At 68.6% G+C, this 24,209-nt stretch carries 22 protein-coding genes; 11 read left to right on the plus strand and 11 right to left on the minus strand.

Annotation, left to right across the window (positions count from 1 at the left end):
• Nucleotides 1-39: 39 nt before the first annotated feature.
• The 3 genes from VFV19_09660 to VFV19_09670 all read right to left on the minus strand — a co-directional run bounded on the left by VFV19_09660 (nucleotide 40) and on the right by VFV19_09670 (nucleotide 4,893).
• Nucleotides 40-1,809 carry an AAA domain-containing protein gene (locus tag VFV19_09660; protein ID HEX4824570.1) on the minus strand — a complete coding sequence of 590 codons (1,770 nt, stop codon included), beginning with the start codon at nucleotides 1,807-1,809 and terminating at the stop codon, nucleotides 40-42.
• On the minus strand, nucleotides 1,806-3,242 hold the full coding sequence (locus VFV19_09665) for a TM0106 family RecB-like putative nuclease (protein HEX4824571.1): 1,437 nt from the start codon (nucleotides 3,240-3,242) through the stop codon (nucleotides 1,806-1,808). Before VFV19_09665 ends, VFV19_09660 begins: the two co-directional genes overlap by 4 nt.
• A 424-nt stretch (nucleotides 3,243-3,666) precedes the next feature.
• Nucleotides 3,667-4,893: a helix-turn-helix transcriptional regulator gene (locus VFV19_09670; protein HEX4824572.1), complete on the minus strand. Its 1,227-nt coding sequence runs from the start codon at nucleotides 4,891-4,893 to the stop codon at nucleotides 3,667-3,669.
• A 175-nt stretch (nucleotides 4,894-5,068) separates the two neighbouring features.
• Here VFV19_09670 and VFV19_09675 point away from each other — a divergent pair, with 175 nt between their 5' ends.
• Nucleotides 5,069-5,497 carry a hypothetical protein gene (locus tag VFV19_09675; GenBank protein HEX4824573.1) on the plus strand — a complete coding sequence of 143 codons (429 nt, stop codon included), beginning with the start codon at nucleotides 5,069-5,071 and terminating at the stop codon, nucleotides 5,495-5,497.
• On the opposite strand, the gene VFV19_09680 is transcribed toward VFV19_09675, so the two are convergent.
• Nucleotides 5,494-6,027, minus strand: a complete 534-nt coding sequence (locus VFV19_09680) for a hypothetical protein (GenBank protein ID HEX4824574.1) — start codon at nucleotides 6,025-6,027, stop codon at nucleotides 5,494-5,496. The genes VFV19_09675 and VFV19_09680 overlap by 4 nt on opposite strands.
• A 55-nt stretch (nucleotides 6,028-6,082) precedes the next feature.
• On the opposite strand from VFV19_09680, the gene VFV19_09685 reads away from it, so the two are divergent.
• The 3 genes from VFV19_09685 (at nucleotide 6,083) to VFV19_09695 (ending at nucleotide 8,378) form a co-directional block, all read left to right on the plus strand.
• Nucleotides 6,083-6,616 (plus strand): thermonuclease family protein, encoded by a 534-nt coding sequence (locus VFV19_09685; GenBank protein HEX4824575.1) that lies wholly within the window; start codon nucleotides 6,083-6,085, stop codon nucleotides 6,614-6,616.
• A 23-nt stretch (nucleotides 6,617-6,639) separates the two neighbouring features.
• Nucleotides 6,640-7,722 (plus strand): AI-2E family transporter, encoded by a 1,083-nt coding sequence (locus tag VFV19_09690; protein ID HEX4824576.1) that lies wholly within the window; start codon nucleotides 6,640-6,642, stop codon nucleotides 7,720-7,722.
• Nucleotides 7,723-7,880: 158 nt separating this feature from the next.
• Nucleotides 7,881-8,378, plus strand: a complete 498-nt coding sequence (locus VFV19_09695; protein HEX4824577.1) for a PDZ domain-containing protein — start codon at nucleotides 7,881-7,883, stop codon at nucleotides 8,376-8,378.
• 81 nt (nucleotides 8,379-8,459) lie between these two features.
• Here the strand turns inward: VFV19_09695 and VFV19_09700 are convergent, their stop codons facing one another.
• Nucleotides 8,460-9,140 carry a response regulator transcription factor gene (locus VFV19_09700; protein ID HEX4824578.1) on the minus strand — a complete coding sequence of 227 codons (681 nt, stop codon included), beginning with the start codon at nucleotides 9,138-9,140 and terminating at the stop codon, nucleotides 8,460-8,462.
• Nucleotides 9,140-10,759 (minus strand): HAMP domain-containing sensor histidine kinase, encoded by a 1,620-nt coding sequence (locus tag VFV19_09705; protein ID HEX4824579.1) that lies wholly within the window; start codon nucleotides 10,757-10,759, stop codon nucleotides 9,140-9,142. The genes VFV19_09700 and VFV19_09705 overlap by 1 nt, the downstream gene beginning before the upstream one ends.
• A 150-nt stretch (nucleotides 10,760-10,909) precedes the next feature.
• On the opposite strand from VFV19_09705, the gene VFV19_09710 reads away from it, so the two are divergent.
• Nucleotides 10,910-11,392, plus strand: coding sequence for a PDZ domain-containing protein (locus VFV19_09710; GenBank protein ID HEX4824580.1), 483 nt, complete (start codon nucleotides 10,910-10,912; stop codon nucleotides 11,390-11,392).
• Here VFV19_09710 and VFV19_09715 read toward each other — a convergent pair whose 3' ends face one another.
• The 4 genes from VFV19_09715 to VFV19_09730 all read right to left on the minus strand — a co-directional run bounded on the left by VFV19_09715 (nucleotide 11,393) and on the right by VFV19_09730 (nucleotide 17,519).
• A complete protein-coding gene (locus VFV19_09715) occupies nucleotides 11,393-14,566 on the minus strand; it encodes a CusA/CzcA family heavy metal efflux RND transporter (GenBank protein ID HEX4824581.1) in 3,174 nt (1,057 codons plus the stop codon). It abuts the gene before it with no gap.
• On the minus strand, nucleotides 14,563-15,831 hold the full coding sequence (locus tag VFV19_09720; protein ID HEX4824582.1) for an efflux RND transporter periplasmic adaptor subunit: 1,269 nt from the start codon (nucleotides 15,829-15,831) through the stop codon (nucleotides 14,563-14,565). The genes VFV19_09715 and VFV19_09720 overlap by 4 nt, the downstream gene beginning before the upstream one ends.
• Nucleotides 15,828-17,075 (minus strand): TolC family protein, encoded by a 1,248-nt coding sequence (locus VFV19_09725; protein HEX4824583.1) that lies wholly within the window; start codon nucleotides 17,073-17,075, stop codon nucleotides 15,828-15,830. Before VFV19_09725 ends, VFV19_09720 begins: the two co-directional genes overlap by 4 nt.
• A gap of 75 nt (nucleotides 17,076-17,150) precedes the next feature.
• On the minus strand, nucleotides 17,151-17,519 hold the full coding sequence (locus VFV19_09730; GenBank protein HEX4824584.1) for a hypothetical protein: 369 nt from the start codon (nucleotides 17,517-17,519) through the stop codon (nucleotides 17,151-17,153).
• Nucleotides 17,520-17,671: 152 nt separating this feature from the next.
• Here VFV19_09730 and VFV19_09735 point away from each other — a divergent pair, with 152 nt between their 5' ends.
• The 6 genes from VFV19_09735 to VFV19_09760 are packed head-to-tail and all read left to right on the plus strand — an operon-like array spanning nucleotide 17,672 to nucleotide 23,546.
• Entirely contained in the window at nucleotides 17,672-18,370 is a 699-nt protein-coding gene (locus VFV19_09735) for a hypothetical protein (protein ID HEX4824585.1), read from the plus strand.
• Nucleotides 18,370-19,401, plus strand: a complete 1,032-nt coding sequence (locus VFV19_09740) for an MBL fold metallo-hydrolase (GenBank protein HEX4824586.1) — start codon at nucleotides 18,370-18,372, stop codon at nucleotides 19,399-19,401. The genes VFV19_09735 and VFV19_09740 overlap by 1 nt, the downstream gene beginning before the upstream one ends.
• Nucleotides 19,398-19,913 carry a 5-(carboxyamino)imidazole ribonucleotide mutase gene (gene purE, locus VFV19_09745; protein HEX4824587.1) on the plus strand — a complete coding sequence of 172 codons (516 nt, stop codon included), beginning with the start codon at nucleotides 19,398-19,400 and terminating at the stop codon, nucleotides 19,911-19,913. The genes VFV19_09740 and purE overlap by 4 nt, the downstream gene beginning before the upstream one ends.
• Nucleotides 19,910-21,016, plus strand: coding sequence for a 5-(carboxyamino)imidazole ribonucleotide synthase (locus tag VFV19_09750; protein HEX4824588.1), 1,107 nt, complete (start codon nucleotides 19,910-19,912; stop codon nucleotides 21,014-21,016). Before purE ends, VFV19_09750 begins: the two co-directional genes overlap by 4 nt.
• Entirely contained in the window at nucleotides 21,013-22,140 is a 1,128-nt protein-coding gene (locus VFV19_09755; protein HEX4824589.1) for a hypothetical protein, read from the plus strand. Before VFV19_09750 ends, VFV19_09755 begins: the two co-directional genes overlap by 4 nt.
• The gene (locus VFV19_09760; GenBank protein ID HEX4824590.1) at nucleotides 22,137-23,546 is read left to right on the plus strand and encodes a M23 family metallopeptidase; all 1,410 of its coding nucleotides are present in this window, start codon (nucleotides 22,137-22,139) and stop codon (nucleotides 23,544-23,546) included. The genes VFV19_09755 and VFV19_09760 overlap by 4 nt, the downstream gene beginning before the upstream one ends.
• Here the strand turns inward: VFV19_09760 and VFV19_09765 are convergent.
• On the minus strand, nucleotides 23,543-24,187 hold the full coding sequence (locus VFV19_09765) for an ankyrin repeat domain-containing protein (GenBank protein HEX4824591.1): 645 nt from the start codon (nucleotides 24,185-24,187) through the stop codon (nucleotides 23,543-23,545). The genes VFV19_09760 and VFV19_09765 overlap by 4 nt on opposite strands.
• Nucleotides 24,188-24,209: the final 22 nt, after the last annotated feature.

Below are 24,209 nucleotides of genomic sequence, written 5' to 3' on the forward strand. Positions count from 1 at the left end.
AACGAAGACGACGCCGCCCGCAAGGGCGGCGTTTTCGTTTCAGGCCGGCGTCGCCCGCGCCGTGCAGTCGACCGCGGGCAGCTCCCGCCGGAGGCGGCGAAAGCGCTCGACGCCGGCGAGGCCGGCGAGCGTCTTGGGAAACGCCTCGAACGCGAGCGGGCTGCCGACGACGATCAGCTTCGTCCGCGCGCGCGTGAGCGTGACGTTCAAGCGCGCAGGCGCGAAGAAGAAAGACGCCGCGTCGCCCCCGAGGTAATCGGGATCGGAGCCGGCGAGCGACACGATCACGAGCTCGCGCTCCTGCCCCTGGATCCGCTCGACCGTGTCGATGACCGGGAGGACGCATCGCACGCCGGCCGCGTCGAGTCCGCGGCGGATCAGCGTCCGGATCAGACGAAGCTGTGCGCGGTAAGGAGAGACGACCGCCATCTGCCGTGGATCCCCACGCTGGCGCACGATCCGGTCGAGGACGAGATCCGCGACGAGCCGCGCCTCCGCCGGACACCGCATGCGAAACCCTTCGTGGCTCACGAGTGCCAGGACCGCGGGGCGCTCGGGATCGAACAGGTCGTCGAACGGCCCGCCGGCCGTCGCCGGAAAACGCGCGGCGGCCGTGGCCGGTGACGCCACGAGCCGGCCTCCGTAGAACATCCTGCTCGGGAACGCGTTCAACGCCTCGTTCATGCGGTAGGTCGTCTCGAGAACCACCGGTGGATACGACGCGGCCGCATGACCGAAGAGCGACGACCCGGCGAGCGGATCCGCGTGCCGCCCCTGGACGATCGGTCCGAGCTGGCGATGGTCGCCGATGAGGACGTACCGCTCGGCGGCGAGGAGCGCGCAAGCGGCGAAGGTCAGAGGCACCTGCGCCGCTTCGTCGACGACGACCACGTCGTACGTCCCGGCTTCCCATGCCGCCCGAGCGCCGAAGATCGTCGTCCCGACGATCTGCCCGCGGCCGTTCGGCTTTGGCACCTTCTTCATCGACGGGACGGGGACGACGCGCGTCCCGCGGAGGTCGTCGGCGCCGTCCGACTTCCCGGCCTTGATCACCGGCACCTCGGTCCCCGTCTCCACGATCTTGCGGAGTGCCTGATTCACGGCGCGGTGCGTGTAGGCGGTGACGAGCACGCGCCGTCCCGAATCGGCGAACGCGCGAACGATCCGCGCCAGCACGTGTGTCTTCCCGGTGCCGGGTGGTCCTTGCACGAGGGCGACCGGTCTCGCGCTCATCGCCTCGACGAACGCCTCCCGCTGGCTCGCGTCGAGCGAGCCGCCGGCCGCTCCCGCAGCGGCGAGCGCACGGGTGCGCGCGTTCTCATCCACGACGCGCTCGGCCGCGCCTTCGAGGACGGCGCGCGCCGTGATCGAAGCACCGCTCCGTCCCCCTCGAACACGGCCCAGCGCTTCGAGCGCGAGCGCCGTGAGCGACTGCACTTCCGGGTCAAGCCGCAGCGGCCGCAACGGATCGAACGTCCCGCCCGGGCGGAACGGATCGCGGCGAACGATCAGTGTTCCCGAAGCGTCATGGAACGATGCGTAGACGACGCCGGCGCCCGCACCCCGCTCCTCCGCATCGACGTTCGCGAGGCGCAGCGGATCGCCGCTGCGGTACTTGGCGAGGTTGTCCCCGCACCGAAGGCGGATCTCGCCGTCGGCCTCGCCGTCCCACACGAGCTCGCTCAGGCTGTCGCCTCGATCGACCCGCTCGTCGATCGGCATCGCCATCAGCTCGCGGTGTCCCGTGTGGATCGCGTAGTGCTCGCGATGGAGCAGCGCCTCGAGGCGATCGAGCAAGCCGGCGCTCATCGCCCGGTCAACCAAGCGCGAACGAGGAACAACGACTCCACCGCCTCGCGACCGAGAGCATCGAACGGGAACTCCACCGTCTCGCCGGAGGCGATGCGCTCGCGCCACGCCTGCAACCGAACGAAGCCTGCGTCTTCCGCCGCACCCGGCGCGGGCCGCGCGCCGCCGCGCGCCACCGCCACGACCTCGTCGAAGCGATAGTGGAAGACGGGCAGCACGCCCGCGCGCCTGACCCAAGGTGCCAAGTCGACGAAGCGCGCACCGATCTCGCCGGCGCGCTGCGGCGACACGCCATTGGCCTCGGCCAACGCATCGAAGGCGCGCACGCCGGTGGACCCGTACGTGAACACCGGTGCTTCGCGAACCGCCGGAGATTCGAGGAAGCGCATGAGACGTTCGAACGCGGGCGCGCGATCGGCAGGCGCGGCAACACCGGCGACGCTCACCTCACCGACTGCTCGTGCATCCGAAGCCGCTTCGGCCCACGCCATCAACCACGGCTCGCCGCCCTCGAGCGGATCGATCTCGATCTTGAGATAGGCCTCGCGTCGCACCCCGCGCGGCAACCGAACCCGATGAAGCCGCGGCTGCCCATCGAGCATCGCGCGAGCCTGCGCTTGAGCGCGCTCGAGGCCGTCGGCCGGCACGCCCGCATCGATGAGCGCGCCGAGATCCGCTCCCGCCAGCGCATCGATCGAGCCGATCCCGTGCCGCCGAAGCACGCGCTGCCGCGCGCGCGTCAGCCCATGAACGAACGACACGTCGTGCGCGTCCTGCAAGACCGGCAGACACTCGCCGCGCCACCGGCAACGTGCGCATACGGTCGAGTACGACGCGGTCGTTTCCGCTTCACCCCGCGCGATCGCCTCGGCGCGCTCCACCGCATCGTCGATCGTGCAGCGGATCGCCTCGAGATCGAGCTCCTCTCGCCGCCTATCGCCGAGAATGAGAAACCCGCTCTCCGGCCGCCGACCCTGGATGGTCTCGAGCAACAGCGCCGCGAAACCCACCTGGAGTACGGCATCGCTTCGAGCCATGCGAGCCGACTTCACGTCACCCGGGCGGTAGTGATGCTCACCCAGCGCCGATGCCCCGCTCACGCGCTCCAGGAGGTCCGGCCGCGCGAGCCGCGGCCCATCGATGAGCACGCCTTGGTCGATCCCGTCGACGCCCTCGCGCATGAGCGCCACCGTGCGCTCGAACGCCTCATCCCATTCGCCGCCCCGCACGTCGACCGCGGGATACCCGAGCGGCTCGACGACCTCACGCTCGAACCGCCGTCCGCGCTCGAACAGCAGCTCCATCGCCGCATCGGGCGGCGTGCGTCGAGACTTGTCGAGCCGCGTGTCGAGCGTGATCCGATGCTCGCACTCGGCGAAGTCGTAGAGATGATGAGCGAGGATCGTCGCGTCAGTGCGTGTCGGCGACGCCATGAGGCCGGGAGCGTAGCACGGACATTGGGGGGCCAGTGCGTGCGTGTGGGTGGTGTCCGGCTACGCTCCCGTTGGGGGGTTAACTTCGTTGCGTCGCTACTCGTGCGAACCGAGTCGCTTCGGCAACTACACGAAGCCAAACAAGACGGTACCAGTGGCGGACGGGGTTCGTAACAGTTACCGGGATCTCATCGTCGGTGATTTGGCATGCCACCAATGGTCCTTCTGGCGGCGGTCCGGGCGTCGGATCGTGGACACAAGATCCCTGTGATGCGCTTGCGGCAGTTACGCCGATTGTCACCACCAGCGATGCAAAGAGCGGCCCGATGCGGACTCGATACATGACGCATCCCTCCACAACCACAGAAGGGAATACGACCTGCGTGTCGCTTCAGCAATTGCTCACAGGACGATGGGTTGCGAACTAGGACTCGCGATGTTGCGAGCCGGCAACGCTCCGCTGTTTTGGCTTACGGTGAATCGCGTAGAGTCGCTTGAACTCAGGGACCTCTGGCTCGCTTGGTGAGATCCACGGAGCCATTCGGTCGAGTCGGCGACCTAGTGCGTAAAGCACCGTCTTGTTGTCGTGCTCTATCGCGAGCTTGAATAGCTGAAACTCAGCCTTGAAATGCACAACTGCATCTCGCGTTGTCCTCGCTATTTCAAGTGCCTCGTGCCACAACGCGGACGCGCGGGCCGGGCGATTCTCGAGAAGCTCTATCTCTCCCAACAGGATGCGCGAACGTGAGCGGATCGAATCCGCATCGAGTGTGGCCGCGAGCCGATCAGCGGACCGTAGTGCGCGGCGTGCAGCTTGGAACCGGCGAAGATCGAAGTAGCTCTGGGCGAGGTTGTTTAGAGCGCGCGCGCAATCAACGCGACGGCCGCTGACCTTGTAAGCCGCAAATGCCTTCTTTTCAAGTTCGATAGCGAGCGCGAAGTTCCCCTCGCGGCCTGCGATGATTGCCTGTGTCTCGATTGCACCGCCCAGGTAGAACCGCTTTGGTGCATTCTCCGCCAACATCACAGCTTTTCCGGCATGTAGCTTCGCCTCAGAGATTCTTCCGGTATGAACGCAAACGGTCGCAAGCTGTTGATAAACAGTCGGACGGTTTTCCTCCGGCAGCTCCTCAATGCGCGACGCGACGTGACCCAACTCCGAAAGGCCGAGCGAATATCGGCCCAGTCCCACGGAAGACGAGCCAAAGGAGAGGGTGCCCGCGATTGACTGCGCAGCGCTCGATTTGAAGTTGCCATAAAGAGAGTCACGTTCCGCCCTTGGAAGCGCATCCCGCAAGCAAACGTACTTGTGCCACCTCAGTCCCCGCCGATCAAAGTTGATCGCGAGGTCGGTCAACTCCCCAAACGTCTTCCCCTTCGTCTCCGGCGCATCCCGCATCCGGTCAACTTCCAAGTCGAGCGCGAGCTTCTCGCCGAACGCATCGAGCGACATCTCGTACGCGTGGGAGAGGGCGACCATCTTCGAGAAGCCGACGCGGGCGAGGCCGCGCTCGACGCGCGAGAGGTAGCCCTTGTTGATCGGCTCGGGGTAGGACTTCGTGAGGGTGGCGACGTCTTCGAGCGAGAGCTTGCGCCGCTCGCGCACGAGCTTCAGGTAGCGCCCGAAGGCGAGGAGCATTTTCTCGGCCATCAGTCCCGCCCTCTCTGACGGAAGTCTAGCCGCAACGGGGTAGGGGAGGAATCGGAGTGGGTTGCATGGAAGCAACGGCTGAAGTCAAGAAAGGCATTAGCTCTTGGATCGAAGTGTGATCCGTGGCAGTGTCTCCGCACTCCGACCGACGTACGGATCGACACAGGGGGCGACGATGGCCGCGATCGACGACGGGCAGCGGAATCTCGGACGCAGCGTCTTGGCGGTGCTGGCGGGCATGCTCTCGGTCATCGCGCTGTCGCTGCTCACCGACGAAGTGTTCCACATCGCGAACGTCTATCCGCCCTGGGGAGAGCCGATGTGGAGTCCACATCTGAACGCGCTCGCCTTGTCGTATCGCCTCGTTTACGACACGTTCGGTGCGTATCTCGCCGCGCGGTTGGCGCCGCGGCGGCCGATGAAGCACGCGATGATCGTCGGAATCGTCGGCTTCCTGCTGAGCGGGCTGGGTGTCGCGGGCACGATGATGATGGCGCAGAAGCCGGGACCACTGTGGTATCCGGTCGCGATCTGGATCACCGCGTTGCCGTGCGCATGGCTGGGCGGGCTCTGGTATCGAGCGAGCGCGCGCGGCCGCGTCTAAGTCGGCTCCGTCTCCGTCGTTCGCTTCGTGCCGAGATTCGCCCACAGGATCATCAAGCCGAGGATGGCGCAGATGACGCAGACGATCATCACGCTGCCGCCGGAGATGTAGCCGAACCACGGCTGGGCCTTCGAAAACGGCCAGAACGGGTGGACGTCGAAGTGCATCGCGCCGTCGATGATGGAATGGCTGGCGCCGCCGAAGGCGCCGCCGAGCAGCATCGCGTCGAGGGTGAGATCTGAATCGACCGCATCCTTGAGGGCCGGTGAAGACGGTCTGAACTTCTCGATCGACTTTCGAAGCGGTTTGATCGCGAGCCAAGTCAGCGCGGCGGTTGCCACGCCGACGGCGGTGCCGCCGAGCAGCGAGTGGAACGGTCCGTGCGCGGGCCAGTGATGGCGGAGGATGTTCGTCGCGGTTTCCGCATCGATGACGATCTGGCTGGCGACGAATCCGGTGAATGACAGCCGGCGAATCGCGAGCGATTTCCCGAGCAAGCCGGGTCCGAAGTGAAAAGGGGTGATCGGCATCCCTTCATCCTCACATCACGCCGTGATCGCGTCCAGTGGTCGCTATACTGCGCGCATGTTCGCGGCACTTCTGCTCGCGACCGGTCTCGCCGGAGATCCGGTGCGTCTGGCGTCGCCCGACGGTACGGGCTTTCCGCTCGAGACCGACGTCCGGGTCGTCTCGGTGCACGACGGCGACACGATCACCGTGAAGACCGACGGCCGGACGGAGAAGGTCCGCCTCGTCGGGATCGACACGCCGGAGCTCGACGACGAGCGCGACGCATATCGCGACGAGGCGGTGGCCGCGCGCGAGTTCGTGAGGCTTCGGCTCAAGGGCAAGTCGATCTCCCTCGAGCGCGACGGACATCAGGGCGACCGGGACGACTACGGGCGCCTGTTGCGCTACGTGATCCTGCCGGACGGCACTGATTTCAACGACGAGCTGGTCCGCAAGGGCTACGCCCGCGTCTATGATCGTTTCTCTTTCACGATGAAGTCGCAGTTCAAGCGGTCGGAGGCGGAGGCGAAGCGCGAGCACATCGGCGTCTGGGCGCTGCCGCCGGGCAAGCCGCGGCAGACGCCGGCCTCGCCGCCGCGAACACCATGACGACGCCCGCGGAGGCACGCCCCATGAATCGAGATCCGAGCGTCCGGCTCCTGTTCGTCGTCATCCTCGCGGCCGTCTTCTGGTCCGCCCTCAAGGTCATCGGACCGTTCATCGCGGGGTTCACCTGGGCGGCGGTGCTCGTCGTCACGTTCCGCCCATTCCATGAATGGTTGGCGAAGAAGTTCGGCGGGCGGCGGTGGATCGCCTCCGCCATCGTGACGATTCTCGCGGCGGCGTTCGTCGTGGTGCCGCTCGTCATGGCGGCGACGCAAGCGACGCAGGGCGCGGTGGCGGCCTATCAGTGGATCATGACGAACTACCAGGCGAGTGGGACCGACCTCGGGCTCACCGATCGCTGGCCTTGGCTCAACGACCTCGTCACGAGGGCCAAGGATCTCGTCGGGCTGGCGAACGTCGACTTGAACGCGCTGGGAGTGAACGCGCTCAAGAAGGTGGCGCAGTTCGCCGCCGTGCAGGGCCCGGCGCTCATGGGGAGCGCGTTCAACATGGCGTGGTCGTTCCTGGTCATGCTGGGAGGGATGCCGCTCTTCTTCGTGCACGGGCAGCGGTTCTCCCGCGCGATCTTCGAGGCGCTGCCGGTCCCTGAGAACGACGCGCTGCGCATTCTCGCCGAGCTGCGGGACATGACGCGCACCGTCTTCATCAGCGTCGGGGTGACCGCCGCGGTGCAAGCGGCGCTGATGGGGCTCGCGCTCCTCGTGCTGGGCGTGCCGAGCGTCATCCCGCTCGCCGCCGCGACCTTCTTCGCCGCGCTGATTCCGGGAGGCCCGGGCCTGATCTGGATTCCGTGCGCGATCTGGCTCGCGTCCGACGGTCATACCGTCAAGGCGATTCTCATGGTCGCGTGGGGCGCCGGGGTCGTCGGAACGATCGACAACGTGCTCCGGCCCCTTCTCGCGGGTAAAGGCGTGAAGCTCCCGGGCGTCATCCTCTTCCTCGGGATGTTCGGCGGGATGATCTCGTTCGGTCTCGTCGGGCTCTTCCTCGGACCGATCGCGCTCTACATGACGCGCGAGCTGGTCGCGATCCTCCGTCGCGACATCTACGCGCCGGCCGGCCAGGACGTCACCGCTTCGAAGCTCTGAAAGAAAATGGGGACTGTCCCCAATTCCGTTTACGACTCGTTGACAAGTTTGACCCTTCTTTACGGAGCCCCGTGCGACATTTACGAGGGCGCTCGGTAGCCTCGTTCTCGCACGCGCGATTCGCAACGACGCGGGTCGCGAACGTAAGGAGGATCCCGATGCGCCACGCGTTGTTGCTCGCCCCGCTCGCGATGTTCGCCCTGGCCGCCCCGGCTCTCGCCGGCGGCGCCGAGTGCCAGAAGGCGGCCCAGACCGCCGGGATGGATCACAAGCACTGCACGGCCAGCAAGGAAGAGTGCATGAAGTACATGCAGGATGCCCGCAACCACGGCTGGCTCGGCATCGAGTACGACCAGACCGAGAACGGCAACATGGTCATCGGGAAGGTCGTTTCAGGCAGCCCGGCGGAGAAGGCCGGGTTCGCGAAGGGCGACGTCCTCACCGCGTTGAACGGCATCGCGCTCACCGACGCGAACAAGGACAAGCTCGCGGCCGCCCGCAAGGACCTCTGGCCCGGCTCGAACGTGACCTACTCGATCAAGCGGAACGGCTATTCCAAGGACGTGAGCGCCACCCTCGGCAAGATGCCCGACGATGTCTATCAGGCGATGGTCACCGAGCACATGAAGGAGCACGTCGACGTCGCGGCGAAGTGAGCCGCCCCAACGATCCTCTTTCCCTGCTCTAGGCGAAAACACGAACGGCCTCCGGTGCGCCCGCTCCGGAGGCCGTTTCCGTTATCCGGTGAACTTGTAGCCCATCCGGTGGACGGTCACGATGTGCTTCGGGTCCGCGGGATCGGTCTCGATCTTCTTCCGCAGCTTCGCGACGTGCATGTCGACGGTGCGGGTCAAGGGTGCGCCGTCGTACTCCCAGACGCGGTCGAGCAGGCGCTCCCGCGCGACGACCTCGCCGCGGTGGGCGATGAAGAACTCGAGAAGCTTCAATTCGCGCGCCGTGATCTCGACGAGCGCGCCTGCCTTGCGGAGCTCACCCTTCTTGAAGTCGACGACGACGTCGCCGAACGAGCAGACGTCGGCATGCCGGCCGGCGCCGGCGACGCGGCGGAGCAGCGCTTCGACCCGCGCGAGCAGCTCCATGAAGCCGAACGGTTTCGTGACGTAGTCGTCGGCGCCGAGCTTGAGGCCGAGCACCTTGTCGATCTCCTGCCCGCGCGCGGTGAGCATGATGACCGGGATCGCGCTGCCTTCCGCTCTCAAACGCTGAAGCACGTCGAGCCCCGAGAGCTTCGGCAGCATGACGTCGAGGATGACGAGGTCCGCGGTGCGCTCGCGCGCGAGGCCGAGCGCCGCCTCGCCGTCCTTCGCGTGGAGGACCTCGTGCCCCTCGAACGCGAACCCGTCGCGGAGGGCGGTGCCCATCGCCTCGTCGTCTTCCACGATCAGGATCTTCGCCATCAGACGCGCCCCTTCGGCCCCGAGATGGGCAGGCGCATCGTGAAGACACTGCCGTCGCCGGGCTTGCTCGCGACCTCGACCGAACCCCCGTGCGCCTGGACGATGTGGCGTATGAGGGAGAGTCCGAGGCCGCTGCCCTTGACGTCGTGCACGAGGCCCGTCCCGACGCGGTGAAAGCGCTCGAAGACCTTGCGCTGCTCCTCCGGTGCGATGCCGATGCCGAAATCCTGCACCGCGATCGAGACCGCGGCGCCCTCGCGCCCGAGGCGGACGAGGACGCTCTTGGACTCGCCCGAGTACTTGACCGCGTTGTCGAGAAGGTTGTGGAACGCCTGCGCGATCGCATCCGGATCGAGCCTGACCGGGGGCAACGGCTCCGTCTCCACGGTCACGGAGATCGTGAAGCCGAGAGGCGCGAGCCGCACCTCGAACGTGCGGACGACGTCGTCGACGATCGCGCGCAGGTCGGACTCCTCGAACCGGTACTCCTTGCGGCCCGACTCGATGCGGGAAAAGTCGAGGATGTTGTCGATCAGCCGCGAGAGGCGGCGACTCTCGGCCTCGATGTACTCGCCGTACTCGCGGATCTTCTCCGCCGTCTGCGCGCGCCCGGTGCGCAGGAGCTCGCCGAAGACGCGAATCGAGGCGACCGGCGTCCGCAGCTCGTGGCTGACGTTCGAGACGAAATCGGATTTCATCGCGGAGAGCTTCACCGCGCGATCCGCGGCCCGGAGCGCGAGGCCGACGCCCGCCAGGAGCGCCGCCGCGAGGAGGCCGGCGAGGGACGCGTTGAAGAGGAACCCGGCGCGCGCCCACTGCTCCGGCGTCGCGCGCGGGCTGTACAGCGCCATCTCCCAATCGGTGAAGACGAACCCCAGGCGCGTCTTCGCGACGACCTTCCGGCCGTTCGCATCGCCGACGCACACGACCGGCTGCCCCTTGCCGTCCTTCACCATCACTGCCAGCTCGTCGCGCGCCGACGGGAAGTAGGCGGCGATCGCCTTGTCGATCGCCGCGGGGAGGAGCGTCGTCCGGAAGTAGTCCTCGTCGAGGATCATCCCCGCGAGCCCGACCACGCGCCCGGCGTCGTCGAGGATCGGATTCAGCACGATGCGGTAGTCCGGATTGCTCTCGTAGACGGTGAGCGCCGCCGACTCCATCCCGTGCTGGCGCATGTTGAGCATGTGCAGCGGGTTCGCCGCCAGGATCATCGCGAGCGATTCGTCCGAGGCGACCGGCGTGTAGAGGCTCGCCTGGTCGGGGTCGAAGGCAAGGAAGTGGCCGAATTCTTCCTGCGTGAAGTCGACGAGGAAGAGGCGCTTCGCGCCCTTCGCGGGCCGCTGCTTCCAGTAGTACGCCGCCTTCGCCACGTGGTCCTGGGTGAAGAGGCTCGCCGGCAGGTTGAGGCTGCGCTCGGCGGTCTCCCGGTACGCGTATTCGATCTGCGTTCCGACCGACCCGAGGAAGCTCTCGAGCGCCGCCTCGTGCGCGATCGCTTGCGCGCGCTCCAGGCGCACGAGCCAGACGAACTGCACGCCCAGGAGGACGACGAGGGGCAGGACGACGGCGAGGAGTCCCGCGACGAGGGTATGCCGCTTGAGGAATGCGCCGAACCCCATCGACGGACTATAGCCTCGACTTCCGGCCCGGGCAGCCCCGCGCGCCCACGTCTTTACAGCGCTTTGACAACTCGCACATGTTTTTACAGGGCGGGGGAGGCATTCGGTTTCCTTCGGCCTTACGATGAGCGGCGAGCCGGAGGTCGAGTCATGACCATGCGCAGGGCCCTCCTGGCCCTTGGAACGATCGTCATCGCGGCGGGTGTCGCGCGCGCCGGAGGCTCCGGGGCGAAGTGCAACGTCCCGATCCAGGAGTGCCTGAATCACATGTCGTCGGTCCTCAAACAGAGCGGCTGGGTCGGCATCGAGTACGAGCCCGGCACCAGCGCCGCCGGCGGCTACTACGTGAACAAGGTCGTCCCGGGAAGCCCCGCCGAAAAGGCGGGCCTGCAGCCCGGCGACGTGCTCACCGCCTTGAACGGCGTCCGCCTCGCGACGGACAACGAGGCCGCGCTCCAGAAGGTGCGGCAGGGATGGAAGCCGGGACAGTCGGTGACGTACACGGTGAAGCGGCAGGGTCAGGACCGCGACATCACGCTCACGCTCGCTCCCATGCCCGCCGACATCATGGCGAAGTGGATCGGCGAGCACATGATGGAGCACGTGGCGGCGAACAACGTCGCTTCGAAGTAGCTACGCCGGCAGCGACTTCCCGCGCCACATCGCGTACACCGGCGGATAGACCAGAAGCTCGAGGATGAACGAGGTCACGAGGCCGCCGATCATCGGCGCCGCGACCCGCTTCATCATGTCGGCGCCCGTCCCCGTCGAGAACATGATCGGCAACAGTCCCGCGAAGGCGGCGGTCACCGTCATCAGCTTCGGCCGGACACGCTTGACGGCACCCTGGATGATCGCCTCCCGCAGGTCGGCCTTCGTCCGCATCGTCCCCGCGGCGACGCGCTCGTCGTACGCCAGGTCGAGGAAGAGCAGCATGAACACGCCGGTCTCGGCGTCGAGCCCCATGAGCGCGATGAGGCCGACCCAAGTCGCGATCGAGACGTTGTAGCCGAGCGCGGCCAGGAGCCACACGGCGCCGACGGCGGAAAACGGGACCGCGAGCATGACGATCGTCGTCTTCGCCGCCGACTTCGTGTTGAGGTAGAGCAGCACGATGATGACGGCGAGCGTCAGCGGGACGACGAGCTTCAGGCGCGATTTCACGCGCTCCATGTTCTCGTACTGCCCGCTCCACTGGAGCGAGGTGCCGGCCGGAGGGTGGACGGAGGCCGCAACGCGCCGCTTCGCCTCCTCGACGTATCCGCCGATGTCGCGGCCCGCGACGTCGACGAAGACGTAGCCGGCGAGCAGGCCGTTCTCGTCGCGGATCATCGCCGGGCCGGTGCGTGTCCGGATCTCGGCGATCTGCTCGAGCGGCACCGAGCCCCCCGAGGGGAGCGAGATCAAGACCTGCCGCATCGCGGACGGGTCGTCGCGCAGCTCGCGCGGATAACGGACGCTCACGCCGTACCGCTCGCGCCCGGCGAGGATCGTCGTCACCGGCTCCCCGCCGATGGCGGAGGTGATGGCGGTCTCCGCCTGTCTCACCGAGAGGCCGAAGCGCGCGAGAGCGTCGCGCTTCAGATCGAAGTCGAGAAAGTTCCCCCCGGTCGTCCGCTCGGCGAAGACACTGCGGGTCCCCGGCACGTCGCGCAACGCCGCCTCGACGGACGCGCCGACCTCTTCGATGACGGCCAGGTCACCCCCGAAGATCTTGACGCCGATCGGCGTCCGGATGCCGGTGGAGAGCATGTCGATGCGGTTGCGGATCGGCATGACCCAGGCGTTCGTCACCCCCGGGAGCTGGAGCTTGGCGTGCAGCTCGGCCTCGAGCTTCTCGCGAGTCATCCCGGGCCGCCACCGGGACATCGGCTTCAGCATGACCGTCGTCTCGACCATCGAGAGAGGCGCAGGATCGGTCGAGGTCTCCGCTCGTCCGGCCTTCCCGTAGACCCGGATCACCTCCGGCGTGTCGGCGAGGAGCGCGTCCATGCGCTGGAGGACGCGCTCCATCTCCGTGACCGACACACCGGGAAGCGTGATCGGCATGTAGACGAGGTCGCCCTCGTCGAGGGGAGGCATGAATTCGCGGCCGAGCTTGAAGTAGGCCGGCACCGTGATCGCGACGAGCAGGAGCGCGGCGGCAATCGTGGTCTTGCGCCAACGGAGAACGAAGTCGCAGACCGGCTCGTACACGGCGAACAGGACACGGCTGACCGGATGCCGCTCCTCGGGGTAATAGGTTCCCACAGTGACCCTGTTCCACAGCCACGCCGCCCACCGCGGACGGAAGACCGACTCGTGCATCCGCGTGAACATCATCCGGACGGCGGGATCGAAGGTGATCGCCAGGATCGCCGCGATCGCCATGGCGAGGTTCTTCGTGTAGGCGAGCGGCTTGAAGAGGCGCCCCTCCTGATCGACGAGCGTGAAGATCGGAAGGAACGCGACCGCGATCACGAGGAGCGAGAAGAAGACCGACGGCCCCACTTCCTGGAGTGCGGCGAGGCGGATCGCGTGAAAGTCGCCCTTCCCCCCGCCGTGCTGCCAGATCTCGAGCTTCTTGTAAGCGTTCTCGACCTCGACGATCGCGCCGTCCACGAGCACGCCGATCGAGATCGCGATCCCCGCGAGCGACATGATGTTCGACGTCACGCCGAGGAGGGACATCGGGATGAACGCGAGCAGGACGGAGATGGGGATCGTGACGATCGGCACGATCGCCGAGGGGATGTGCCAGAGGAAGATCAGGACGACGAGGCTCACGATGACGAGGGCCAGGATCAGCTCGTGCTCGAGCGTGTGGATCGAGCGCACGATCAGCCCCGAGCGGTCGTAGGTCGGGACGATCTCGACCCCTTCCGGCAGCGAGGCGTGGACGTCGCGCATCTTCGACTTGACTCGCTCGATGACGTTGAGCGCGTTCTCACCGCTACGCATGACGACGATGCCGCCGACGGCGTCGCCGCGACCGTCGAGATCGGCGATCCCGCGCCGCATCTCCGGTCCGATCGAGACCTCCGCGACGTCGCGGACGAGGATCGGAGTCCCGGACGCGGAAGCGCCGAGCGCGATCGACTCGAGATCGGCGACGCTCTTCGCGTAGCCGCGGCCGCGGACCGTGAACTCGGACCCCGCGATCTCCACGAGACGCCCGCTGGTCTCGGCGTTCCCGTCACGCACCGCCTCGATCACGCGCTCCAGCGAGACCCCGTAGGCCCGAAGCCGCTCGGGCCGCACCTGGACCTGGTACTGCTTTTGGTATCCGCCGATCGACGCGACCTCGGCGACGCCGGGGACGCTCTGGAGCCAGTAGCGCAGGTACCAGTCCTGGAACGAGCGCAGCTCGGCGAGGTCGTGGCGGCCCGTGCGGTCGACGAGCGCGTACTGGTAAACCCACCCGACGCCGGTCGCGTCGGGGCCGATCTCCGTCCGCACCCCCTCGGGGAGGCGCGGCAGGATCTTGCTCAAGTACTCGACGACGCGGCTCCGCGCCCAATAGAGGTCGGTCCCGTCCTCGAAGATGATGTAGACGAACGAGTAGCCGAAGTCGGAGAACCCTCGGATCGCCTTCACCTTCGGCGCGCCGAGGAGCGACGTGACGATCGGGTAGGTCACCTGGTCCTCGAGGACGTCGGGGCTCCGGTCCCATCGGGAGTAGACGATGACCTGCGTGTCCGAGAGGTCCGGGATCGCGTCGAGCGGGATCGTCTTCACCGCCTGGACGGCGAAGCCGACCGCGACCAGGGTCAGGAGGATGACGAGCAGCTTGTTCCTCGCCGACCATGCGATGACGCGCGCGATCATGGCGTGGGGCCGCCTGCGGCCTGGAACGCCGATCGCAGCCGCGACTCCGAGTCGACGAAGAAGCTCGCCGCGGCGAGGACGCGCTCGCCTGCCTTCAAACCCGACACGACCTCGTAACGGTCGGCGAGCGCGATGCCCAGCTTGACCTCCCGCGGGTCGAACTGATCGGCGGACGGGCTCACGAAGACGAGATCGCGCTCTCCGGTCCTGAGGACGGCGTCCTTCGGGACGGTGAGCCGCGCTCCCAGATCGCCGGAGAGCGCAACGTCCGCGAACATCCCCGGCTTCAAGGCGAGATCGCGATTGTCGAGGACGATGCGCGCGGCGACGGTCCGCGTCGGCTCGTCGACGAGCGGCGAGACCAGCTCGACGCGCCCGCGATACGTCCTTCCCGGCAGGAAGGAAAGCGTGATCGTGGCCGGCTGGCCCGCCCGCACGAACGGGAGATCGGACTCGTAGATCGCGGCCTGCAGCCACACCGAGGAGAGGTCGGCGATGTCGAGGAGGCTCGTCTCGGATTCGATCCTCTCGCCGTGGCTGACGTTCCTCGCGGTGATGGTTCCGGTGAGGGGCGAATAGAGGATGACGGTCCGCTGCGCTTGCCGCGTACGGACGAGGTCTTCGATCTGCCCCTCGGTCATGTCCTGGAGCACGAGGCGCTTGCGCGCGGCGTCGACGAGCCGCTCGGCGTCCTCGCGCACGCCCGGGACCGACGACGTCACCGCGCGGGAGCGGTGATCGAGCGCGACCAGGTATTCCTGCTGGCTCGCGAGCAGCTCGGGGCTGTAGATCTCGAGGAGCGGATCGCCCCGCTGGACGGCGTCCCCCGCGGCGCCGGCGAAGACGTGCTCGATCCAGCCCTGGATCTTCGTGTGGACGTGGAACATCCGCGTCTCGTCGTAAGACACCTTTCCGACCGTCCGGATCGTGCGGGAGAGCGGCATGGTCACGACCGTCTCGGTGCGCGCGCCGATCAGACGCCGCCCCGTCTCGGAGATCGTGACGGGGACCCGGCCCGCGACCGGGACGCCCGCTGAAGCGGCATCGCTCGTCGCGTTGGCGACGAGCGTCATCCCGCAGATCGGACAGGCCCCGGGACGGTCGGAGACGACGCTCGGGTGCATCGGGCAGTGATAGAGCGCCTTGGCGGAGCTCGCCTGCTCGACCGTCCCACCGGCGCGATGCGCGACCGCGTAGCGATACCCGCCGAGAGCGCCCGCACCGAGGGCGGCCACCACGGCCAGCGCGACCCCGAGCTTCCTCATGGCGTCACCTCGACGATCGTGGTTCCCGTCGCCGCTTCGAGACGCGCCAAAGTCTGAAGGCGCGCCGCTTCGAGATCGGTCGCGTCGCGGCGGTCGGCGAGAAGACGGTTGAGGGCATCGAGGACCACGCCCAGCTCGGACCGCCCCGCCGAAAGCTGCGCGCGCGCGGCCTCGAGCCCTGCCACGTCCTCGGGAATCAACGCCTCGCGGTAGAGGACGAGGCGTCGGTCGGCCGAGGCGACGTCGTTGACCGCCGCGAGCGTCTCGGCGCGGGCCCTGAGGGCGGCCGCGTCGCGGTCGTGGCGCGCGGCGGTCAGATCGGCCTCGGACTGGACGATCCCGCGTGCCTGGTCCCGCGACTTCCACACCGGGAGGCGCAAGGAGATCCCGCCGACGACCATCGGATCGAGCCCGCCGCGGTACTGGTACGCGGCGAGCCAGGAGAGCTCGGGCTTCCCGGCGGACTTGGCTTCGGTCAACGCCGCCTCGGCACGCGCGGTCCGCCCCGCGGCTTCGCGGACGAAGGGCGAGGAGTCCGACCCCGCATTCGCGAGCGACGTCGCATCCGCGGGGAGCGTCGCGGAAGGCAGCGACGCCGCCGCACCGATGGCGGCTCCAGCGTCGCGCCCGAGGGTCGCGCAGAGCTCCAGCTCGACATCGCGCCGGTCACGGGCGGTCTCTTCGAGCTGCACATCCAGCCGGCGCTTCGCGGTCTGCGCGCGCAACAGGCTCTCCTGCGTCCCCATTCCCGACTCGTAGCGTGCCCTCGCCGCCGCAAGCTCGGTCGCGAGGATCTCTCCCGTCTCCCCGAGAAAAGCCGCCGTCCGATCGAGCCGGTAAAGATCGGCGTACAGGCCGATCACGCGCGCCCGAAGACGTGCACGCATCGACTCGACCGACAGGCTCGCGATCGTGGCGTCCGCCTTCGCGACACCCGACGCCGCGTCGCGCACGCTCCTCCGCGGGACGTCCTGCTCCCAGCCGACCGTGACGTTCGAGAACTCCGAGCTGCCGAGCGTCAGCCGATCGAGACTGTCGTTCGTGTACGAGACCGAGAGCTTCGGCTCCGGGAGCGCTTGCCGCCTCTCGGGCACTTCCCGCGCGCCCTGCGCGCGCGCGATTCCCGCGAGCAGGTCGGGATTCGCTGCGTCGAGCTCGGCGAGCATCGCGGCGAGATTCGCGGGCGGCGGATCGGCGGCATGGCCGAGCGACGTGGCGAACAGGATTGCGGCAACGACTCTCATGGATCGACTCCTCCACGGACGACACGGTCTCGCGGACGGCGGCGTCCGCGCGGCTCACGGGTCTCGCGCGAGGGGTCAGATCAGGAGGGAGCGGTTCAGGCTCAGGAGATCGGGCGGGGAATCGTCGGGCGAAGCGGCGCGGTGGCTGCGGCGCGCAAGACGCGCGGCCTCCGTCGGCGTGATCGTGAACGAGATCATCGTGACGGGAGCCGACGTCGCCGCGGCCGCGAGCCCGGCAAGGGTGTCCTTGGCGCGCGCCGCGGGCCGCGGGGTCGCCGGAGCCTTGCAGCAACCCTTCGGCATGGGGGACGCCGCCGTGGTCGCGCAGCATGCGGGACGCTTCGGCGTCTGAAGCTTGAGGCAGCATGCGGGACGCGCCGCCGCCAGCGTGGGGACGAGCACGCACGACAGGAGGAGCGCGGCGAGCCATCGGGAGCGCGGCATCGAGAGGGAAGATACCGGCGTCCCCCCGCCGGGGGCAAGCGCGCGAGCGTGGGACAATCGGCGTCATGGCCGGCTCCTGGACCCTGTCACCCCCGTATTTCCTCGCGTTTTCGTTCCTTTGTGGGGTCGTCGGATTCAGGATGGGATGGCGCATGAACAGCCGCGCGGCCCTTCCCCTGTCCCAGGGGGTCCTCGGGTGGGTCGCCTATCTCGCCGCCGGGTCGTTCCTCGGAACGGCGTGGTCGGCCGCGGCGGTCGGCGCCTGGGCGGTGGGAACGTCGGTCGCGTCGACCTACGTATTCTTTCGCAATGCCACCGAGGTGGACGATCGCGTCCTCCGCGCCAAGCCGTACCGCGAGGAGATGCTGACGTGGCTCGAGTCGGGTCGCGGCCCCGAGGCGCGGCCGCTCGAGACGCTCGCCAGGCACACGCGCGAGCTGATCTGGTACGTCGCCGCGGCCGTCATGACCGCGAACCTCGGCGCGCTCGTCATGGGCGCGATCCTCCTCAACTACATGAACGCGTACGTCGCCACGATCGTGCGCGCCGCCACGAGGCCTCTCCGCGCCGCCGCGCTCGCGTGGAACGTCTGGAGCGTCGTGCGCGTCGCCGCCTACATCGCGCTCGGAGCGGCGGGGGGCTCGCTCGTCCTGCGCTTCCTCTCGTTCCGCGTCGACGCCGCCGCCATGCGAGGGCTGGCGATCGCGGGCGCCGCCGGCGCCGTCCTCGATCTCACGCTGAAGCTCGCGCTCTCGCGCCCGCTCGGTCGCGCGCTCGCCTCGTCGATCGATCTCGCCGCCGCGCGAGAGAACCGCTTCGTCCAGCCGACGCTGGCGCTCCACCTCGAGTGATGCGCGGGCTCTTCCATCCGGCGTTCCTGCACCCGCCGACCGGCGACCCGGGCGTCTGGGTCGACATGCCCGACGAGGGGCGCGCGCTCCTCCTCGACCTCCCCGCTCTCACCCACGTGACGCACCGCAAGCTGCTCCGTGTGGCCCACGCCGTCGTCACTCACACGCACATGGATCACTTCGTCGGCTTCGATCATCTCCTCCGCATCGCGCTCCGCCGGGAGGACCTGCTCACGGTCACCGGCCCCGAGGGATTTCTCTCGAGCGTACGCGGGCGCGTCGCGGCATACGCGTGGAACCTCATCGCGAGCTATCCCGTCCGCCTGCGCGTTCAGGAGGTCGCGGGCGCCGTCCTCCGCGCCGAGGAGTACTCCGGCGCCTCGGAGATGCGGCCGGAGCCGCTCCCCGACGTCCCGTTCACGGGGACCGTGCACGCCGAGCGGGCCTTTCGCGTCGACGTCGCGACGCTCGATCACGGTCTTCCCGTCCTCGGGATCGCGGTACGCGAGGTCGAGCACCTCGCGGTCGATCGCGACCGGCTCGATCGCCGGGGGCTCGTGCCGGGGCCGTGGCTCGCGCGCCTCAAGGACGCGATCCGCCGCGGCGAAGCCGGCGACACCCCGATCGCCGCCGAGCGCGACGATGGGACCTCCGTCACGCTGTCCCTCGGCGAGATCGGCCCGGAGGTCGTGCGGCGCGGGCCGGGCCAGGCGCTGGGCTACCTCACCGATCTGGCGGGGACCGAGGTGAACCTGGCGCGCGCCGCCGAGCTCGTCCGCGACGTCGACCTCCTCCTCTGCGAGGCGGCGTTCCTCGATGCCGATCGCGATCTCGCATCGGAGCGGCATCACCTCACCGCCGCCCAGGCGGGACGGCTCGCGCGGGACGCGGGCGCGAAGCGCCTCGCGATCTTCCATCTCTCGCCGCGCTACGAAGGGCGGGAGCGCGATCTCTTCGACGAAGCCGCCGAGGCGTTCGGGGCCCCGACCCTCGAAATGCCGGTCGTTCCGGCTGCTACAATCCGCGCATGAAGCCGCTCGTGGGCCTGATCATGGGTTCGCGCTCCGATTGGGAGACTCTGCAGGAAGCGGCGGAGACCTTGGAGCGGCTCGGCATCGCCCACGAGGTGAAGGTCGTCTCGGCCCACCGCACTCCCGATCTCCTGTTCGAGTACGCCGGGTCCGCCGAGGCGCGCGGGCTCGAGGTCATCATCGCGGGCGCGGGTGGGGCGGCCCATCTTCCCGGCATGACCGCCTCGAAGACCTCGCTCCCGGTCCTCGGCGTCCCGATCGAGTCGAAGACGCTCAAGGGGGTCGACTCGCTCCTCTCGATCGTCCAGATGCCGGCCGGCGTGCCCGTGGGGACGCTCGCGATCGGGAGATCCGGCGCCGTGAACGCGGCGCTCCTCGCCGCGGCGATTCTCGGCAATCACCACCCCGAGATCCGCGCGGCGCTCAAGAACTTCCGCGTCGCGCAGACCGAGCGCGTCCTCGACAGCCCGGACCCGCGCCAGCCGGAAGGCCAGGCCCGAAGAACGACATGACGGTTGTCGGCGTGCTCGGCGCGGGTCAGCTCGGAAGGATGCTGGCCCTGGCGGGGTATCCCCTCGGCTTGCGCTTCGTCTTCTACGACCCGAGCGCCGAAGCTCCCGCGGGCCATCTCGCCGAGCTTCGCTCGTCGTCGTGGGACGATCACGACGCGCTGGTCGCGTTCGCCGGCGAGGTCGATCTCGTGACCTACGAATTCGAGAACGTCCCGGTCGCGGTCGCGAGCCGGTTGGCCGAGCGCGTTCCCGTGCACCCGTCGCCGCGGGCGCTCGAGGTCGCGCAGGATCGTCTCAAGGAGAAGCACCTCTTCCGCGACCTCGGCTTCGGAACGGCGCCGTTCGCCCCCGTCGACACGCGCGACGATCTCTCCCGTGCGGTGGAGGCGCTCGGACTTCCCGCCGTCTTGAAAACGCGCACCGAGGGGTACGACGGCAAGGGCCAGCGCGTGCTCCGCCGCCCGAGCGACCTCGACCCCGCGTTCGCGGCGCTCGGAGGTCGGCCGCTCATCCTCGAGGGGTTCATTCCGTTCACGCGCGAGCTGTCGATCCTCGCCGCGCGCGGGCGGAACGGCGATACCGCCTTCTGGCCGCTCGTCGAGAACGTCCACCGCGACGGCATCCTGCGCCTCTCGGTCGCGCCGGCACAGGTCGCCCCGACGCTCGCAGAGAGCGCGATGGGCCTCGCCGGTCGCGCGCTCGAGGCGCTCGACTACGTCGGCGTCGTCGCGATCGAGCTGTTCGAGCACGAGGGGCGCCTCGTCGCGAACGAGATGGCTCCGCGCGTCCACAACTCGGGGCACTGGACGATCGAGGGCTCGCGCACGAGCCAGTTCGAGAACCACCTGCGCGCGCTCCTCGGCCTTCCCCTGGGCGACACCGCGATGAACGGCGTCGCCGCCATGGTGAACCTGATCGGGGAGACCCCGGACCCGGCCTCGCTCCTTGAGATCGAGGGCTCGCATCTCCATCTCTACGGGAAGCCCGCGCGACCCGGACGGAAGCTCGGCCACGTGACCCTGGTCGAGCCCGATCGCACGGCGCTTGGCGCGGCGCTCGCGCGCGTCGCGAGCGTGGTGGACGAGCCCTCGTTGTCTCGATGAGTGCCCTCCGGTGGATCTGGCCGCTCCTGGCGGTCGCCCTCGCGGTGCTGATCCCCTGGGCCGGGTACGAGTGGCGCCCGGCACGGCCGCTCCCGCTCGTCGTCCTCGACAAGACCGTGCCGTTCCGTAACTGGATCGAGCACCGTTCGCTGTTCTGGCTGCTCGAGCACGACCGGATCGTCCACGCCGACGGCACACCGTACGCCTTCGATCGCGATTATCTCGGGGCTCATCCACCGCCCCTGGCGGGCGACCCACCCGAGCGGACGCGTGACCTTGCCGCCGAGGACGTCCGCGGCGCCCGCCTCGTCTATCTCGCCGACACCTACGGCGTCTACCGGGACGATCTCAGGAGCGGAGCCCGTATGGCGGCGGCCCTCGAGCGCAGCCCGAAGATCTACGGCGGGCTCACGACGGCCGAGGCCGAGGCCGCGGCCGAGGCGCCGCGGCAGGGAAAGACGCTCGTCGCGGAGTTCAACACGCTCGGAAGCCCGACCGGCGCGGACGCACGCGGCATCCTCGAGTCGGCACTCGGGGTGAGGTGGACGCGCTGGATCGGCCGGTATTTCCCGCATCTCGACGATCGCGCCGAGGTGCCGCAGTGGATGAGGGAGGACTACGAGCGCGAGTGGAAGAAGCCGTGGCAATTCGAAGGGCCCGGCTACGTCCTCATGCAGGACGACGAGCACTGCGAGGTCCTGCGGATCGGCCCGGAGGCCGAGGCGATCGGCCTCACGATCGAGCGCGATGAGAAGAAAGGCACGCTCGACCACGCCGCCGATCTCGTCCCGTACCCCTACTGGTTCGACGTTGTCGAGGAGCGCGGCGCCACGCGCCTGGCCTCGTTCCAATGGCATCTCACCGAGGCGGGGAGGAGCCGGCTGGCGGCGCGGAAGCTCCCCGCGCGCTTTCCCGCCGTGACCCGGATGGGAACGGCCTGGTACTTTGCCGGCGACTTCGCCGACAATCCGATGGACCCGAGGCCCGTCCCGTTCCTCGGGTACACGGTCTTCCGGCGTTTCGCCGAGGGGATGAAGTTGGCACCGTCCGAGACCGCGTTCTACTGGAGGTTCTACGTGCCGATGATGCAAGCGATTCTTCGCGACGCGCAGGCCGCGCGATGAAACGACGCTCCTCCTACGATCGCCGCTCGCGCGGCGGCGGCCTCCTGCCCAAGGTTCTCCTCGTCCTCATCCTGCTCGCGGGCCTGGTGCTCGGCGTGCGCGGCGCAGTGCGCACCGGCGGCGTTCCGGAGATCGCGATCGTGCCGGCCGCCAAAGCGATCGGCGCCAAGACTCCGGTCACGGTGACGGTGAAGGAGCCGGCGCGCGGCCTGACCGGCGTGAAGATCGAGTTCGTTCAAGGGGACCGGAAAGACGTCCTCGCGGAAAAAACGTACGTTCCGGAGGCGGCGTGGTCGTTCGGCGGCGCCAAGACCCCGGAGGACACGTTCAAGCTGGAGCTGGGGCGCGATGCCCAGAAGGGGCTCAAGGCCGGCAATGCGACGGTCCGCGTGACCGCCTCCCGCGCCGGGAGCTGGCTCCGCCACCCCGAGGCAGTCAGCCAGGAGGTCACGCTCCCGGTCCGTCTCACGCCGCCGTCGCTCGCGGTCGTCTCGTCGTTCACCTACATCAATCAGGGCGGCTGCGAGGCGGTCGTCTACCGGGTCGGAGAGACATCGGTCAAGGACGGTGTCGTCGCCGGGTCATGGTTCTTCCCCGGATTCCCGCTTCCCGGGGGCGGCAAGGACGACCGGTTCGCGTTCTTCGCCGTTCCCTACGATCTCGGCGACGCGTCGGAAGTGCGCCTGACCGCCGAGGACGAAGTCGGCAATGCGTCGCACGTCGCCTTCATCGACAAGTTCTTCGCGAAGCCGCTCCACCGCGACACGATCCCGCTCGACGACAAGTTCCTCGCCAAGGTCGTGGGGCCGATCATGTCGCAGACCCCCGAGCTCGCCGACAAGGGCAACCCGCTCGACAACTACCTCGAGATCAACCGCAACCTGCGGAAGATCGACAACGCCAAGCTCATCGAGCTCGCGAAGGGATCGCAGGCGAAGTTCCTCTGGAACAAGCCGTTCCAGGCGATGGGCTCGACCAAGGTCATGGCGCACTTCGCCGACCGCCGCAGCTACGTGTACAAGGGCAAGAGCGTCGATCAGCAGGACCATCTCGGGCTCGACCTCGCGGGGGTCTCGCGCGCGCCCGTGCCTGCGGCGAACGACGGCGTCGTCGTGCTCGCGAGCTTCCTCGGGATCTACGGCAACGCCGTCGTCATCGACCACGGCTACGGGCTCATGTCGCTCTACGGCCACCTCTCGTCGATCGACGTCAAGGAGGGCCAGACCGTGACCCGCGGCCAGGTGCTCGGCCACAGCGGCGACACCGGCCTCGCCGCCGGCGATCATCTCCACTTCGCCATTCTTCTGCAGGGGCTCCCCGTCAGCCCGGTGGAGTGGTGGGACCCGCACTGGCTCCAGGACCGCATCGCCCGGAAGCTGGGGCGCGGCTTCCCGCTCGGCTCCTAGCGGACGAGCGCGAGCAGGTCGGAGCATCCGCGCTGCTCGGCGGCGCGGCGTGCCTTCTTGCCGGCCTCGCCGGTGAGCGCGAGGTCGGGTGCCGCGCGGAGGAGCGCCTTGACGGTCGCGACGTGCGCCTCGCACGAGCCGTACGCGTAGTCGATGTCGAAGGCGCCGGCGGTTGCGACCGACAGCGGTGTCTCGCCGTCCTTGGCGTAGTGAGGATCGGCGCCGCGTGCGAGGAGCGCCTGGACCGCTTCGGCCTCGGCGTACCCGGCCGCCATGAAGAGCGCTTGGTCCAGCTCGTGCGAGGGCGCGGTGCAGGTCGCCGCGAGGCGGATCGCCGCGGGCATCTGGCCCTTGTGAAGGGCGTGAAGGAGCGGCGTCCAGCCGTTCACGCCGCTGCCGCGGTGCGGATCGGCGCCGCGGGCGAGGAGCAGCTCGATCGCATCGACGTGTCCCGTGCGGGCGGCGAGCGCGAGCGGGGAGATCGTGAAATGTCCCCCGGCGTTCGGGTCGGCGCCGGCGTCGAGAAGGGTCTTCATCGCTGTGAGATCGCCGCCGGCGGCGGCGCCGCCGAGGGGCGTGGCGCGGCAGCCGAAGGTGAGGGACCCCGCGAGGGCGAGCAAGGCGAGCGTGCGGATGTTCATGGCCGTTCCTCCGCGGCCAACA

This window comes from Candidatus Polarisedimenticolaceae bacterium, assembly GCA_036275915.1.
Lineage (GTDB): Bacteria > Acidobacteriota > Polarisedimenticolia > Polarisedimenticolales > DASRJG01 > DASRJG01.